Annotated in this window: 13 protein-coding genes; 5 read left to right on the top strand and 8 right to left on the bottom strand. The window is 72.5% G+C overall.

Going from position 1 to position 13,239, the window contains the following annotated elements; all coding sequences use genetic code 11:
* Positions 1-87 precede the first annotated feature (87 nt).
* Positions 88-630 (top strand): PPA1309 family protein, encoded by a 543-nt coding sequence (locus AC07DA_RS15660; RefSeq protein ID WP_479128349.1) that lies wholly within the window; start codon positions 88-90, stop codon positions 628-630.
* 47 nt (positions 631-677) lie between these two features.
* On the opposite strand, the gene AC07DA_RS15655 is transcribed toward AC07DA_RS15660, so the two are convergent.
* The 4 genes from AC07DA_RS15655 to AC07DA_RS15640 form a co-directional block, all read right to left on the bottom strand.
* Positions 678-1,769 (bottom strand): YlbL family protein, encoded by a 1,092-nt coding sequence (locus AC07DA_RS15655; protein WP_479128347.1) that lies wholly within the window; start codon positions 1,767-1,769, stop codon positions 678-680.
* A gap of 102 nt (positions 1,770-1,871) precedes the next feature.
* Positions 1,872-2,036 (bottom strand): hypothetical protein, encoded by a 165-nt coding sequence (locus AC07DA_RS15650; protein WP_479128345.1) that lies wholly within the window; start codon positions 2,034-2,036, stop codon positions 1,872-1,874.
* Between the two features lie 116 nt (positions 2,037-2,152).
* On the bottom strand, positions 2,153-2,614 hold the full coding sequence (locus tag AC07DA_RS15645; RefSeq protein ID WP_479128343.1) for a molybdenum cofactor biosynthesis protein MoaE: 462 nt from the start codon (positions 2,612-2,614) through the stop codon (positions 2,153-2,155).
* A 117-nt stretch (positions 2,615-2,731) separates the two neighbouring features.
* Complete coding sequence (locus AC07DA_RS15640) at positions 2,732-3,853, bottom strand: SDR family oxidoreductase (RefSeq protein ID WP_479128341.1); 1,122 nt, start codon at positions 3,851-3,853, stop codon at positions 2,732-2,734.
* A 192-nt stretch (positions 3,854-4,045) separates the two neighbouring features.
* Here AC07DA_RS15640 and AC07DA_RS15635 point away from each other — a divergent pair, with 192 nt between their 5' ends.
* Together AC07DA_RS15635 and AC07DA_RS15630 are read left to right on the top strand one after the other, a co-directional pair.
* Positions 4,046-5,491: a zinc-dependent metalloprotease gene (locus AC07DA_RS15635; RefSeq protein ID WP_479128339.1), complete on the top strand. Its 1,446-nt coding sequence runs from the start codon at positions 4,046-4,048 to the stop codon at positions 5,489-5,491.
* Positions 5,488-6,015, top strand: a complete 528-nt coding sequence (locus AC07DA_RS15630) for an NUDIX hydrolase (RefSeq protein ID WP_479128337.1) — start codon at positions 5,488-5,490, stop codon at positions 6,013-6,015. Before AC07DA_RS15635 ends, AC07DA_RS15630 begins: the two co-directional genes overlap by 4 nt.
* Positions 6,016-6,169: 154 nt before the next feature.
* Here AC07DA_RS15630 and AC07DA_RS15625 read toward each other — a convergent pair whose 3' ends face one another.
* The 4 genes from AC07DA_RS15625 to AC07DA_RS15610 all read right to left on the bottom strand — a co-directional run bounded on the left by AC07DA_RS15625 (position 6,170) and on the right by AC07DA_RS15610 (position 10,209).
* The gene (locus tag AC07DA_RS15625) at positions 6,170-6,925 is read right to left on the bottom strand and encodes an AIM24 family protein (RefSeq protein ID WP_479128335.1); all 756 of its coding nucleotides are present in this window, start codon (positions 6,923-6,925) and stop codon (positions 6,170-6,172) included.
* A 17-nt stretch (positions 6,926-6,942) separates the two neighbouring features.
* Complete coding sequence (locus AC07DA_RS15620; RefSeq protein WP_030854889.1) at positions 6,943-7,623, bottom strand: AIM24 family protein; 681 nt, start codon at positions 7,621-7,623, stop codon at positions 6,943-6,945.
* Positions 7,624-7,634: 11 nt separating this feature from the next.
* Positions 7,635-9,458, bottom strand: a complete 1,824-nt coding sequence (locus tag AC07DA_RS15615; protein WP_479128332.1) for a TerD family protein — start codon at positions 9,456-9,458, stop codon at positions 7,635-7,637.
* 142 nt (positions 9,459-9,600) lie between these two features.
* Positions 9,601-10,209 (bottom strand): M48 metallopeptidase family protein, encoded by a 609-nt coding sequence (locus tag AC07DA_RS15610; RefSeq protein WP_479128330.1) that lies wholly within the window; start codon positions 10,207-10,209, stop codon positions 9,601-9,603.
* A 349-nt stretch (positions 10,210-10,558) separates the two neighbouring features.
* Here AC07DA_RS15610 and AC07DA_RS15605 point away from each other — a divergent pair, with 349 nt between their 5' ends.
* Entirely contained in the window at positions 10,559-11,773 is a 1,215-nt protein-coding gene (locus AC07DA_RS15605) for a ThiF family adenylyltransferase (protein WP_479128328.1), read from the top strand.
* The gene (locus AC07DA_RS15600) at positions 11,766-13,136 is read left to right on the top strand and encodes an ABC1 kinase family protein (protein WP_479128326.1); all 1,371 of its coding nucleotides are present in this window, start codon (positions 11,766-11,768) and stop codon (positions 13,134-13,136) included. The genes AC07DA_RS15605 and AC07DA_RS15600 overlap by 8 nt, the downstream gene beginning before the upstream one ends.
* Positions 13,137-13,239 lie beyond the last annotated feature (103 nt).

Raw genomic sequence — 13,239 nt, 5'->3', positions numbered from 1 at the left:
CGCGTGATCGTGGGCCCTCACCTATGCAACTTACTCACCCTTTACTCGGTTCCCGATTCCGGCCAGGAACGAGAGAGGATTGTGACCATGTCCAACACTCCCATGGCTGCGAACCCGCTCACCCGGGCCGTGCTCGAGATCGACGAGTACGTCTCCGGCCTCGGCTGGGACCAGCCCGCCCGCCTCTTCGCCCTCGTCGACACCGCACGGCTGCGAGCCGATCAGCCCTCGCTGGCGGACCGGCTCGGTCTGGACGAGGAGCCGGAGACCTCCGGCCTCACCCCGATCGAGCAGGACGAGATTCCAACGGGCAAGCCGCTCGACGAGTTCCTCGCCACCATCGCCTGGCCCGACGCGGTGGCCGGCTGCGCCCTCGCCGTGGAGCGCCTGATGCTGCCCCCGTCCGCCGAGGCCCAGGTGCCGAAGGACCTGAGCGGGGCGGCGCTGACGAAGTGGGTGGCGGAGCACCCGGACCGCCAGGAGGTCCGGATGACGGTCGCGGTACTGCGTGACGGCACCCGCGACGCGGCCCTGCGGCTGCGCGAGAAGGACTCCCCCACCGAGGTGCTGACCGGCTCCGACCTGGTCCCGGGCCTGGCGGAGGCGCTGTCCGCGACCTTCGAGGAGTAGCCGCGGGGACTCCGGGGCCCGGTCCGCCGGGCCCTCGCCCCCCGCGCCTACTTACCGCACCGCGGGAGGTCCGCGGTGTCGCCGCCGCGGATGTCCTCCAGGGCACCGAGGGCGTCCCGGATGGTGTCCACCTTGACGAGGGTGAGGCCCTCGGGGGTGTCCTTGGCGGCGGCCGCGCAGTTGTCGGCGGGCGTGAGGAAGTACTGGGCGCCCTTCGCCCGCGCGCCGACGGTCTTCATCTCGATGCCGCCGATCGGCCCGACCTTGCCCTCGTCGTCGATCGTGCCGGTGCCGGCCACGAACTCGCCGCCGGTCAGGCTGCCCGGGGTGAGCTTGTCGTAGATGCCGAGCGCGAACATCAGACCGGCGCTCGGTCCGCCGACGTCGGCCAGCTTGATGTCGATGGTGAAGGGGAAGGTGTGGTCCGTCCCGGCGGAGATCCCCACGACGGCGCGCTTCTCACCCGCGTCGTCGGACGTCCGGGTGGTGATGGTGATGTCCTCGGTCCTGGTCGGCGTCCGCTTCTCCTTCTCGGCGGCCGCCTGTTCCTTGGCGGGCACGATGGTGAAGCGCACGTCCTGGCCGGGCTTGTGCTTCGTGACCAGCTTGGCGACGTCGGCCGGCTGCTTGACCGCCGTGCCGTCGACGGCCTTGATCACGTCTCCCGCGTGCAGCTTGTTCTCGGCCGGGGACCCCTTGACGACCGTCGAGACGATGACCCACGACTTCACCGGGACGTCCAGTTCCTTCAGGGCGGCGACCTTGGCGCTCTCCTGGGACTGGCTGAACTCCTCGGCGTTCTCCTGGGTGGACTGCTCCTCGGTCTTGCCGTCCGGGTAGAGCGTCTCGTGCGGCACGACCTTGTTGTCGTGCGCGAGCCAGCCGTAGACGGCCTCGACCAGGTTCATGCGGTAGTCGGCGCTCGTGACGCGGACCGTGGTCATGTTCAGGTGGCCACGGGTGGCGTACGTCTTGCGTCCCGTGATCTGCAGCACCGGCTCGCCGTCGTGATCGCCGAGCGTGTTCACCGTCGGCCCCGGGGACATCTCCGCGTACGGCACGGGGATGAACACTCCCGCGCACAGAAGCGCGATCAGTATCAGGGTGGAGGCGAGCATCGTCGCGGTGCGGCGTGGCATGACTCGACAGTACGGGACGGTCCTGTCAGCGCACCGTCAGGGCCGCCCGTCCGGGGCGGCCCTCTGTGCTCGCACGCGTGTGACCTGCTGTTTCTCCGGCCGTCAGCTACCCGGCCGGGGCTTCTCCATGGCCTCGCGGAAGCGGGCGTAGCCGATGAGCTCCGGGCCGTCGCTGCGGACCTTGCGCGTCCGGTTGGCCCAACTTCCCCACAGCCCCGCGCCGATCGCAGCCACAAGCGGAATCAGCAACCAGGCGAGCGCCCCCATGCCGACCTCCAACCCCATCGCGCGTCCGCAAACTGACTGATCAGCAGATTAACCATCCGCAGTGACAACGCTCACGCCAGGGGTGCGGTTACGCAACCGGAGGACGGCCCCCCGGATCAGCAGGCGCCGACCCACTCCTCGGTGCCGTCGGAGAACCGCTGGTGCTTCCAGATGGGGACCTCGTGCTTGAGGTCGTCGATGAGCTTGCGGCAGGCCTCGAAGGCCTCCCCGCGGTGCGGGCAGGAGACGGCGACGACCACGGCGAGGTCCCCGATCCGCAGGTCGCCCACCCGGTGCACGGCGGCCAGCGCCCGCACGGGGAACTCGGCGGCCACCTTCTCGGCGATCCGCCGCATCTCGGCCTCCGCGCTGGGGTGGCACGAATAGCCCAGCTCCGCCACGTCGGCACCGCCGTCGTGGTTGCGGACCGTGCCGACGAAGAGCGCGGTGCCGCCGGACGCGTCGTCCCCGACGGCGCGGAACACCTCGTCCACGGACAGGGGCGTGTCCCGGATCCCGATCAGCTTGACGGGGTCCTGGGCGGCCCGCTCACCCGGGTGATCGCTCATGGATGCCATGGCCCCATCGTGCCGCACGGGAGCGACGGCACGAAATAGAGCTATCGCCCGGCACGCGCGCGTGCCGGTTGGAGTCTCCTACAGGGCCCACCGGTACGGCGGCGCCGCGGGCGGTCCTCAGATCCGCCGCCGCGCCTTGCGGGCCCGCCGCACCACCGCCGCCGCGCCCAGCAGCGCCACCGTCGCGCCGGCGGCTCCGGCGGCCGTGGCGTCCTTGCGGCCCAGGCGCCGTCCGGCGACGGTGTGGCGCCCGGAGACCTCCTCCAGGAGCTGCGCGAGCACTTCCTCGTTGGTGTACCGCGGCCGCCATCCGGCGTCGTGCAGCCTGCTGCCGCTCACCACCCAGGGGTACATCGTGTAGGCCAGGTCCCCCGCCGGGGACGGGGTGAGGCCGATCCGGTGCAGCCGGGCCGCCGCGCCCAGTGCCACCGCCGACGGCAGCTCCATCCGGCGGATCCCGCTGAGCTCCTCGACCTCCTCCTGCTCCAGCCACCCGTCGCACCCGACGGCGAGTTCCCCGTCGACCTTCTCCAGGACGGCGTACTCCAGCGCGCTGCACAGGTCCTCGACGTGGCAGAACTGCCACGCGGGCCGCGACCCGGCGACGACCAGCAGCCGAGGAGACTCGAAGTACCTGGTCAGCGCGGTGTCGGTGCCGCCCACCAGGACGGCCGGCCGCACCACCGTGACGTTCAGGCCGGGGTGGGCCCGCGGTGCCCGCCGTGCCAGCCGCTCGATCTCCAGCAGGTCGCCGACGCCCGTGGCCTCCGCCGTGGCGCGCAGCTCCGCGTCCTCCGACAGCGGCAGCTCGTTGTCCGGCAGCGCGCCGTAGACCATCGACGAGGTGCACAGCACCACGCGGTGCACCCCGGCCGCCGCGGCCGCCGTGAGGACCGTCTGGGTCCCCCGGACGTTGTAGGCCGTTCGGGCGGCCGCGTCGGTCTCCAGGTCGAGGTCCAGCGCCAGGTGCACCACCACGTCGGCGCCGCGCAGCTTGTCGGCGATGGCCGGGTCCCGCACGTCGAGGATGTGCCACTGCGCGGCGGCGCACTCCCCGCGCCGCTCGTCGATGGCCACAACCTGTCTGACCTCGTCGGACGCGGCGAGCCGCTCGGTGAGCAGCGCGCCGACGCCGTACGCGGCGCCGGTGACCGCGACGACGGGGCCGCGCCCCGCGCCACTCGCGGAACTGGTTGACTGGTTTCGCGCTGCGCGAACCTGCGGATCTGGGGAACTCACCGGGCGTCTCCAGCGGTTGTCTTCAGTACGAGCGCGAGCGACGCGTGCGTACCAGGTGGCATCCATCCTGCCGCAGGCCGTCAGTCGGCGAAGCACCGAGGCCCGATCCGCCCCGGGTGTCTACGCTGGGTGGTGTTGTCGGGCAGCCGTGCCGCCGGAAAGAACCGGCGGCCCTACCAGCCGAGGAATCCCGTGAGTGACACCCCATTCGGATTCGGCCTTCCGCCGGAGGAGCCGGACGACGGCGACGAGGGCAAGAAGAAGGACCAGCAGAGCGGTGGTGGTCAGGGACCGGCCAATCCGTTCGGCTTCGGCGGCCTGCCCGGAGCCGGAGGCTTTGGCGGCGGCCCCGGTGGCCCCGGTGCGGACAATCCGTTCGCAGCCATGTTCGGCTCCCTGAACCCCAACGACCTGGGCGCCGCGTTCCAGCAGCTGGGCCAGATGCTCTCCTACGAGGGCGGCCCGGTGAACTGGGACATGGCCAAGCAGATCGCCCGCCAGACGGTCTCCCAGGGCTCCCCCGACGGCACCAAGGACACCAGCGTCGGCCCCGCCGAGCGCCGGGCCGTCGAGGAGGCCGTCCGCCTGGCGGACCTGTGGCTCGACGACGCCACGTCCCTGCCGTCCGGTGCCGGCTCCGCCGTGGCCTGGAGCCGCGCGGAGTGGGTCGAGGCGACCCTGCCCGCCTGGAAGGAGCTCGTCGACCCGGTCGCCGAGCGCGTCGGCACCGCGATGGGCGACGTCCTGCCGGAGGAGATGCAGGCCATGGCCGGCCCGCTGATCGGCATGATGCGCTCGATGGGCGGTGCCATGTTCGGCACGCAGATCGGGCAGGCCGTCGGCGTGCTCGCGGGCGAGGTCGTCGGCTCGTCCGACATCGGCCTGCCGCTCGGCCCGGCCGGCAAGGCCGCGCTGCTGCCGGTGAACATCGAGACGTTCGGCAAGGACCTGAGCGTCCCCCAGGAGGAGGTACGGCTGTACCTCGCCCTGCGCGAGGCCGCCCACCAGCGCCTGTTCGCCCACGTGCCGTGGCTGCGCTCGCATCTGTTCGGCGCGGTCGACGGTTACGCCCGCGGCATCAAGGTCGACACGGCCAAGCTGGAGGACGTGGTCGGCCAGTTCGACCCGCAGAACCCCGAGCAGCTCCAGGAAGCGCTGCAGCAGGGCATGTTCCAGCCCGAGGACACGCCCGAGCAGAAGGCCGCCCTGGCCCGTCTGGAGACCGCGCTGGCGCTGGTCGAGGGCTGGGTGGACGCGGTGGTCCACGCGGCCGCGAAGCCCCGCCTGGGGTCCGCGGACGCGCTGCGCGAGACGCTGCGCCGCCGCCGCGCCTCGGGCGGCCCCGCCGAGCAGACGTTCGCCACGCTGATCGGCCTGGAGCTGCGCCCGCGCCGGCTGCGGGACGCCTCCCGGCTGTGGGCCTCGCTCACGGACGCGCGCGGTGTCGACGGCCGGGACGCCCTGTGGCACCACCCGGACATGCTCCCGACGGCGACCGACCTGGACGACCCGGACGGCTTCGTGCACCGCGAGCAGATCGACTTCTCCGAGCTGGACAAGATGCTCGGCGAGGCGGCGGACCAGCCCGACCTGCGCAAGAAGGACCAGGGCGAGGGCAAGGACGACGACGCCGGGTGAGCCTGTACGACGACGCGGTCCTCGTACTGAAGGGCTACGAAGACCAGCCCGAGCTGCGCCAGGCCTACCTCGACCACCTGGCCGATCACCCGGACGGCCTATGGAAGGCCTGCCACGCCGGCCACCTCACGGCGAGCGCCCTGGTGATCGACCCCGGGGGCGGCCGGGTGCTGCTGACACTGCACAGGAAGCTGCGGATGTGGCTGCAGATGGGCGGCCACTGCGAGCCCAGTGACGCCACCCTGGCGGCGGCGGCCCTGCGGGAGGCGACGGAGGAGTCCGGCGTCTCGGGGCTCACCTTGCTGCCGGGCGGCCCGGTGCGCCTGGACCGGCACCCGATCCCGGCGCCGTGTCACTGGCACCTCGACGTCCAGTACGCCGTCGTGGCGCCCGCCGACGCCGCGCACGCGGTCAGCGAGGAGTCGCTGGACGTGCGCTGGTTCGGGTACGACGAGGTGCCGGAGGTGGCGGACGACTCGGTCGTCCGCCTGCTGGAGGCGACGCGCGCGAGACTCGCGCTCTGAGCACGTGTAAGGGGCGGCCGCAGAAGCGGCCGCCCCTTACGTGTGCCTGCCTCGGGGCGCGGGGAACTGCGCGCCCGGCCACGGACGGCCCGCGGCCAGGACCCGACCGCACAGCCCTCGAACCCGATCGGCCGAACCCCGGAGCACCGAGCACTCAGCTCCAGACGTTCCCCTGGTTCTGCCCCCGCGCCCCCTGCTGCCCCATGCCGTACTGCGCGGCGAGGCCTGAGCCGATCTGGGCGTTCTGCGGCGGCAGCAGCTCGCTGGGCTGGACCAGCGCGAAGCCGGTGCCCATGAAGCTCAGCTCCCAGCCCTCACCGGTGTTGCCGCGGCGCCGCCACACCCCGGAGGAGTGCGTCTGGGCCTGCATCTGCACGCGCAGGCCGGTCGACCAGGCGACGATCGCGTCGGCGTCGCAGTTGACGTACTTGTCGGGCGTCACCCGCATCAGCAGCGGCATGCCCGACGTCATCAGCGCGACCTTGCCCCGGCCGGAGATGTTGAGCTGGTACTTCCCGGAGCCGGAGATGCCGTAGAGGCTGTCCACGGCGATGACCTCGTGGTGCAGGGACGAGTCCATCGCCAGCACGTAGCTGCTGTCGACGGTGAGGCCGTCCTGGTCCACGTCCATGACGTGGACGTGCTGCTTGAGGTTGGCGAGGTACACCGTGCCCTGCCCGTGGCAGCGCATCAGGTCGAGTCCCTCACCCGTGTGCGCACGCGCGCGTGCCTGGTCGTTGCCCTGGTACTCGGCGTCGAACTCGACGAGCCCCTGGTAGGCGACCATGGTGCCCTTGCGGGCCAGGACGTCGTCGTGGCCCTCCAGGGCGACGCGCAGCATCTGCTTGTTCTGCAGGCTCCAGCGTTCCTGGGTCTGCTGCTCGTTGTAGGCGAAAATCGGGCTCTGCATGGTGTTCTGGCTCCCCCTCAGCCCCGGACCCGGAGGCGGTCGGTGCTGTCCTCGCTGGGCTGGACGACGACGATGCCCTGACCGGAGAAGGCCATCTGGTAGGCCTCGCCGCTGCCGCGGCCGATCAGCGACTGCGCCCGGAAGCTGCGCTTTCCCTTCACCTTGAGGTTGGGGGACCAGGCGACGAGCGCGTCGGGGTCGACGTACGTCTCGTCCTCGCCGCCTCCGCAGTCGACGACGATCGGCTTGCCCCGGGAGGTCAGCGCGACCCAGCCCTGCCCCGAGATCTTGGTGTTCCACAGGCCCTGCCCGGCGAACTTGGCCAGGCCCTTGACCCGCTCCACGCCCCAGGTCAGATGGGCGTCGAAGGCGAGCAGGTTGGTGGCGTTGACGGAGATGCCGTCGCCGTTGAGGTTGATGACGACGACGTTGGCACCGTAGTCGGCGAGGTAGAGCAGGCCGTCGCCGGAGCACTTCATCAGGGGCGCGCCCTCGCCGGTGAGCCAGTCCTTGGCGATCTGGCGTACGGCCGGCGGGTTGGGCTCGTACTGGACGAACCCCTCGTAGGCGACCATCGACCCCACGCGCGCGAGGAGGTCGTTCCCGGTCTGCATGGCGACCTTCAGCATGTGGTTGCCGTGGTTCTCCATGCGGGCGGTGACGGGTGCGGGGGCGTGGCCCGCGAGCTGCTGTGTCATGACGGGCTCCCTCAGACCTCGTACGGCTGGACGACGATGAAGTTCCCGGGCGCTCCGCGGAACTGGAGGTTGACGCTCTCCCCGGTGTCGCCCGGGTAGGCGTTGCGGCGCATCCGCACCTGGCTGGAGACGACGACCTGGGCGGCGGCCGACCAGGCGACCACGGCGTTGCAGTCGGCGAACGTGGTGGGCGTGACGGGCAGCACCACGGGCGTGCCGTGCGTCTTCACGACGATCGTGCCGGTGCCCTGGAACTGCATGGTGAACAGCGCGCCACCGGGGATGCCGTGCCCCTCGACGCGGCGGACCTCGTAGGTGAGGCCCTCGTCGAACGCGAGGACGTTCTCGGCGGAGACGCAGATGCCGTCGCCTTGGAGCTCGATCGGGTGCAGCATGGTCGAGTTCTCGGCGAGGAACACCTGCCCCTGGCCGGTGCAGCGCATCAGCTGCATCTCCTGGCCGGTGGCGTTGCCCACGATCCGGCCGGCGAAGCCCGCGCCCTTGTAGCTGAAGTCGACCTTGCCCTGGTAGAGCACCATGCTGCCCTGCCGCGCCAGCACGGGCTGCCCGCCGATGCCGAGGTCGACCCGGACGAGCTTCTTGTTCTGCTGCGTCCAGCGCTGCCCGGTGGGGGTCTCCTTGAACTGCTGGAGCGCGGCGGCCACGCCGGGGCCCTGGACGGCGCCGGCCTGCGGGACCCCCTGCTGCGGGAACCCGTGCGGGGGAGCGCCATGCGGCGGGGCGGCGTGCTGCGGGGCGCCGTGCTGCGGGGCGGCGTGCTGCGGGGCGCCGTAGGGCGCCTGTCCGAACGGCGGCTGCTGGCCGTAGCCCGGGGGCGGGGCCGGCTGGCCGTAACCCGGCGGCGGGGCGGGGGCCTGGGGTGCCTGGGGTGCCTGGGGCTGGGCGTACCCGGGCGGCGGCGGGGCCGTCTGGCCGGGGACCTGGCCGTACTGCTGCGGCTGCGGCGGTTGCTGCTGCCCCGGCTGGCCGTACGGCGCCGGGGCAGGGGCCGGCGGCGGCACCGGGGAGCCGGCGGGCGGGGTGTTCATGGGCGCGATGATGGTCGGCGCGGCGTGCACCTGGGGCGCGGGCGCCGGGGCCGGCGGCGGGGTGGCGCCGGGCGGCGGCGCGAAGCCCTGCGCGGCGGGCTGGGGAGCGGGTGCCGGGGCGGGATGAGCCGGCTGGGCCGGGGCGGGCGGAGCCGGTGTGGTGGCCGGGGCGGTGGGGGCCGCGAAGGCGGGCGGGGCGAAGCCCGGGACCGCGCCGCCCTGCGCCGTCTGCTGCGGGGCGGGCTCGGGCGCCTCCTCCTCGGCCACCTCGCCGCCGAAGTTCTCCAGCAGCGCGTCGAGACCGCCGTCGAAGCCCTGCCCGACGGCGGCGAACCGCCACACGTCCTTCAGGTAGAAGTCGCCCAGCATCACGGCCCGCTCGGTGGAGAACTCCGCACCGGTGAAGGGATAGCGGGCCACTTCCTCCCCGCCGGCGACGATGCGGATGTAGCCGGGGGCGATCTGCGACATCTGCCCGGCACCGTCGATCGTCGCCGTGAAGGACAGCTTCTTGATCTGCGGCGGGATCCGGTCCAGCGTCACCCTGAAGGACTCCGTGTCGCCCGCCTGGGCGCCCAGGAGCTGAATGGACTCCTCCGGGGTCTTCGGCTGGTTGTAGAAGACGAAGTACCGGTCGTCCGAGAGCCGCTCGTCGGCGTCGAGGCCGAAGCAGCTGATGTCGAAGCTCAGGCCGGGGCCGGAGATCTGCACACCTACGTACAGATCCGTGCCCGCGGTGAGGTCACTGATCCTGGCCTTGTGGCCGCGTTGGAATTCCCTGGCCATGCGTAACGACCGTCCCCCATCCAGAACGTGAGTGCGTCGCGCCAGGCTAACGGCAAATCCGGACATCGGAAGACGTCGGTACAGAGCCGGTACAGAACCCCCGCCCAGCCGTATCGGCTGCTCGCTCACGCAAAGCGGTCGGTCACCCCGCGGGGCTCTCCCCCCGCGCCCCGGGCACGTGGGGCAACCGCTGTGCGGCGACCACGCCTTCGAGGTAGCCCCGGGCCCGCTCCGTCCTCGGGTAGGTCTCCAGCAGCTGCCAGAAGCCCGGCCCGTGTCCGGGGACGAGCAGATGCGCGAGTTCGTGGAGCAGGACGTAGTCGACGACGTACTCGGGCATGCCCTGCAGGCGGTGCGACAGGCGGATGCTGCCGTCGGACGGGGTGCAGGACCCCCAGCGGGTGTTCTGGTTGGTCACCCAGCGCACCGACGCGGGCCGGGCCCGGCCGCCGAGGTACTGCTCCGAGAGCCGCCGGGCCCGCTCGGACAGCTCGGCGTCCCCGAGAGCCCGCCTGCTCTCCTGCGCGGCCAGCTTGTCGAGCATGACGTTCACCCAGCGCTGCTCCTCCGCCGCGGACATGCGGGCGGGGATGAGCACCACGGTGCGATCGCCCTCGCGGTACGCGGAGACCGTCCTGCGTCGTCGGGGACTCCTGCGGACCTCGATCGCGCTCGCCCCCGAGCCGCTCGGCGGCTGGCTCGTCGTGCTGCGCTGTGGCTTTCCGGCGCGGTGCAGTGGGTCGGCGGGCACGCCCCGACGTTACCCGCTGCACACGGGGAAGTCCCGACTCCGGGACGGTTCGATGCCGACGCCCTCACCCGCCGCCGGATTTGTACGACGAATCTCCGTGCCTGTGGACAACTTTCGGCAGCGGACGGCGGCTTTCGGCATGCTGGATCCCGTCGGCGACGAGCGACGGGCGAGGCCGGTCCGGGACCAGGGCCGGTCGCCGCTTGAGCCGGGACCCGCTGGAGTCGGGGCTCCGCTGGGGCCGGGGCCCGCTGGACCGGGCCCGCTGGCCCAGATCTCGCCCGGCCTGGCTCACACCCGCGCGCCTCCCGGCACACGGGGACGTTCTATGACCTACGGGGGACCTGCGATGCATCCGATGGTGAAGCCCGCGCTCCGGCGCGGCTGGCGCGACCTCAACACCGTGCAGTTCGGGATGACCCCGGCGCACGCCCTGACGCTCGGACCGATGGACACGGCGACGGGCAGCTTCCTCGACCTGCTGAACGGCACCCGGGGGATGGAGCTGCTGCGCGAGGAGGGGAGCCGGATGGACCTGCCCGACGGCCATGTCGACCGGCTGGTGCGGCGGCTGTCGCGGGCCGGGCTCCTCGACGACGCCCTCGGCGGCGGACCGGCCGCCGACGCGCTGCGGAAGAAGGAGGAGGTCCTCGACCGGCTGCGGCCCGACCTGGCCTCGCTGTCCCTCACCACCTCGGAGCCGGGCGACGCGATCGGACGGCTCGCCGCCCGTCGTTCGCAGCGCGTCCAGGTGCGCGGCGCGGGGCGGGTCGGCGCCGTCCTGGCCTCGCTGCTGGCGGGGGCCGGGGTGGGCGAGGTCGAGGTGCGCGACGGCGGCCGGGTGGAGCCGTGGGACGTCGCCCCGGGCGGGCATCCGGCACAGGCCGTCGGGGAGCGCAGGGACGAGTCGGCCCGTCGCGCCGTACGGCGGGCGGCCCCGGACCGGCCGCCCCGCCGCGCCGAGGTCCCACCACCCTCGGACGAGGGCGATCCGGGCCTCTCCCTGGTGATCCTCGCTCCGCGGGACGATGTCGCGGTACACGCACCCGATCCCTCCTGCGCCGCACCCCTGATGGTCTCCGGGACACCTCATCTGTACGCCGGTGTCGTGGAGGCGACCGGCGTGGTCGGTCCGCTGGTGCTGCCCGGGGAGACGGCCTGCGCGGGCTGTCTGCACGAGGACCGCACCGACCGGGACCCGACCTGGCCGCGTCTGATCGCCCAGTGGCGCTCGGGCAGACAGCGGCCGGTGCGGCCCTGCGACCTGACGCTGGCCACGACCGTGGCGGGACTCGCCGCCGGGCACGCACTCGCCTTCCTGGACGGACGTGCCCCGTCGAGCACCGGCGCGCGCTGGGAGGTCTCCCTGCCCGCTCTCCACTGGCACGCCCGGCCGGTATGGGCCCATTCCGGATGCCCCTGCGGCGCGGCGAAGGAAGGAAATGGGGAGGACCCCTCGGAGGACGGGGCGTCGCACGAGACAATGGCGGTGCAACGGCCGTCGGCGCAGTGCCGTGAGGCAGCGGCGGAGCGGCCGGCTGGGACTTGGAGGGCGCATGTCTGATCTTCCCCGGAAGGCGGTCACCCGGACCGCCAAGCTCGCCGCGCTCCCGCTCGGCATCGCCGGGCGGGCGACCTGGGGATTCGGCAAGCGGATCGTCGGCGAGTCGGCGGAGCTCGTCGGCCGCGAGCTCCAGCAGCGCACGGCCGAGCAGCTGTTCAAGGTGCTCGGTGAACTCAAGGGCGGTGCGATGAAGTTCGGACAGGCCCTGTCCGTCTTCGAGTCGGCGCTGCCCGAGGAGGTGGCCGGGCCCTACCGGGCCGCGCTGACGAAGCTCCAGGAGGCCGCGCCGCCGATGCCCACGCGCACGGTGCACGGTGTGCTGCGGGAGCGGCTCGGCGAGGGCTGGCAGGAGCTGTTCCTGGAGTTCGAGGACAAGCCGGCCGCGGCCGCCTCGATCGGACAGGTCCACCGCGCGGTGTGGCACGACGGCCGTGAGGTGGCGGTCAAGGTGCAGTACCCCGGCGCGGGCGAGGCCCTGCTGTCCGACCTGAACCAGCTGAGCCGCTTCTCCCGGCTTCTCGGCCCGCTGGTCCCCGGCATGGACATCAAGCCGTTGATCACGGAGCTGAAGGACCGCGTCTCGGAGGAACTCGACTACGGCCTGGAGGCCCAGGCCCAGCAGGCGCACGCGGAGGAGTTCACGGACGACCCGGACGTCGTCGTGCCGCACGTGGTCCACCAGTCGGAGCAGGTCCTGATCACGGAGTGGATCGACGGCGTCCCGCTGTCGGAGATCATCTCGGACGGCACGCAGGAGCAGCGCGACCGCGCCGGTCAGCTCCTGGCCCGCTTCCTGTTCTCCGGTCCGGCCCGCACCGGCCTGCTGCACGCCGATCCGCACCCGGGCAACTTCCGTCTGCTGCCCGGCGGTCCGGACGGAGAGGACGACTGGCGCCTGGGCGTCCTGGACTTCGGCACGGTCGACCGGCTTCCCGGGGGCCTGCCGGCCACCATCGGCGAATCCCTGCGCATGACGCTCGACGGCGAGGCCGAAGCCGTCTACGAGCTGCTGTGCGCGGAGGGCTTCGTCAAGGAGACCATAGAGCTGGACCCCGACGCCGTCATGGACTACCTCCTGCCGATCATCGAACCGGCCCAGATAGAGGAGTTCACGTTCACGCGCGGCTGGATGCGCAGCCAGGCCGCCCGCGTCGCCGATCCCCGCTCCCCCGCCTACCAGCTGGGCAAGCAGCTCAATCTCCCCCCGGCGTACCTGCTGATCCACCGGGTGACGCTGAGCACGATCGGTGTGCTGTGCCAGCTGGGGGCGACGGTGCGGCTGCGCGAGGAGCTGGAGGAGTGGCTGCCGGGGTTCGTCCAGGAGGACCCGGCGGACGGTGAGGAAGCCGTCGCCGAGGCGTGAGCCGGGGCCCGCGTCTCCCCTCCACCAGTCGGAGTCCCGGCGTCCCCCGACCGACCTGACAACGCCGCGCCCTGCCGCGTCACGGACACCTCGAGGCGTCGGC

The organism is Streptomyces sp. NPDC044921 (assembly GCF_056432865.1).
Note: the sequence above shows the minus strand (reverse complement) of the source record. Positions and strands in the feature narration are given on the sequence as shown.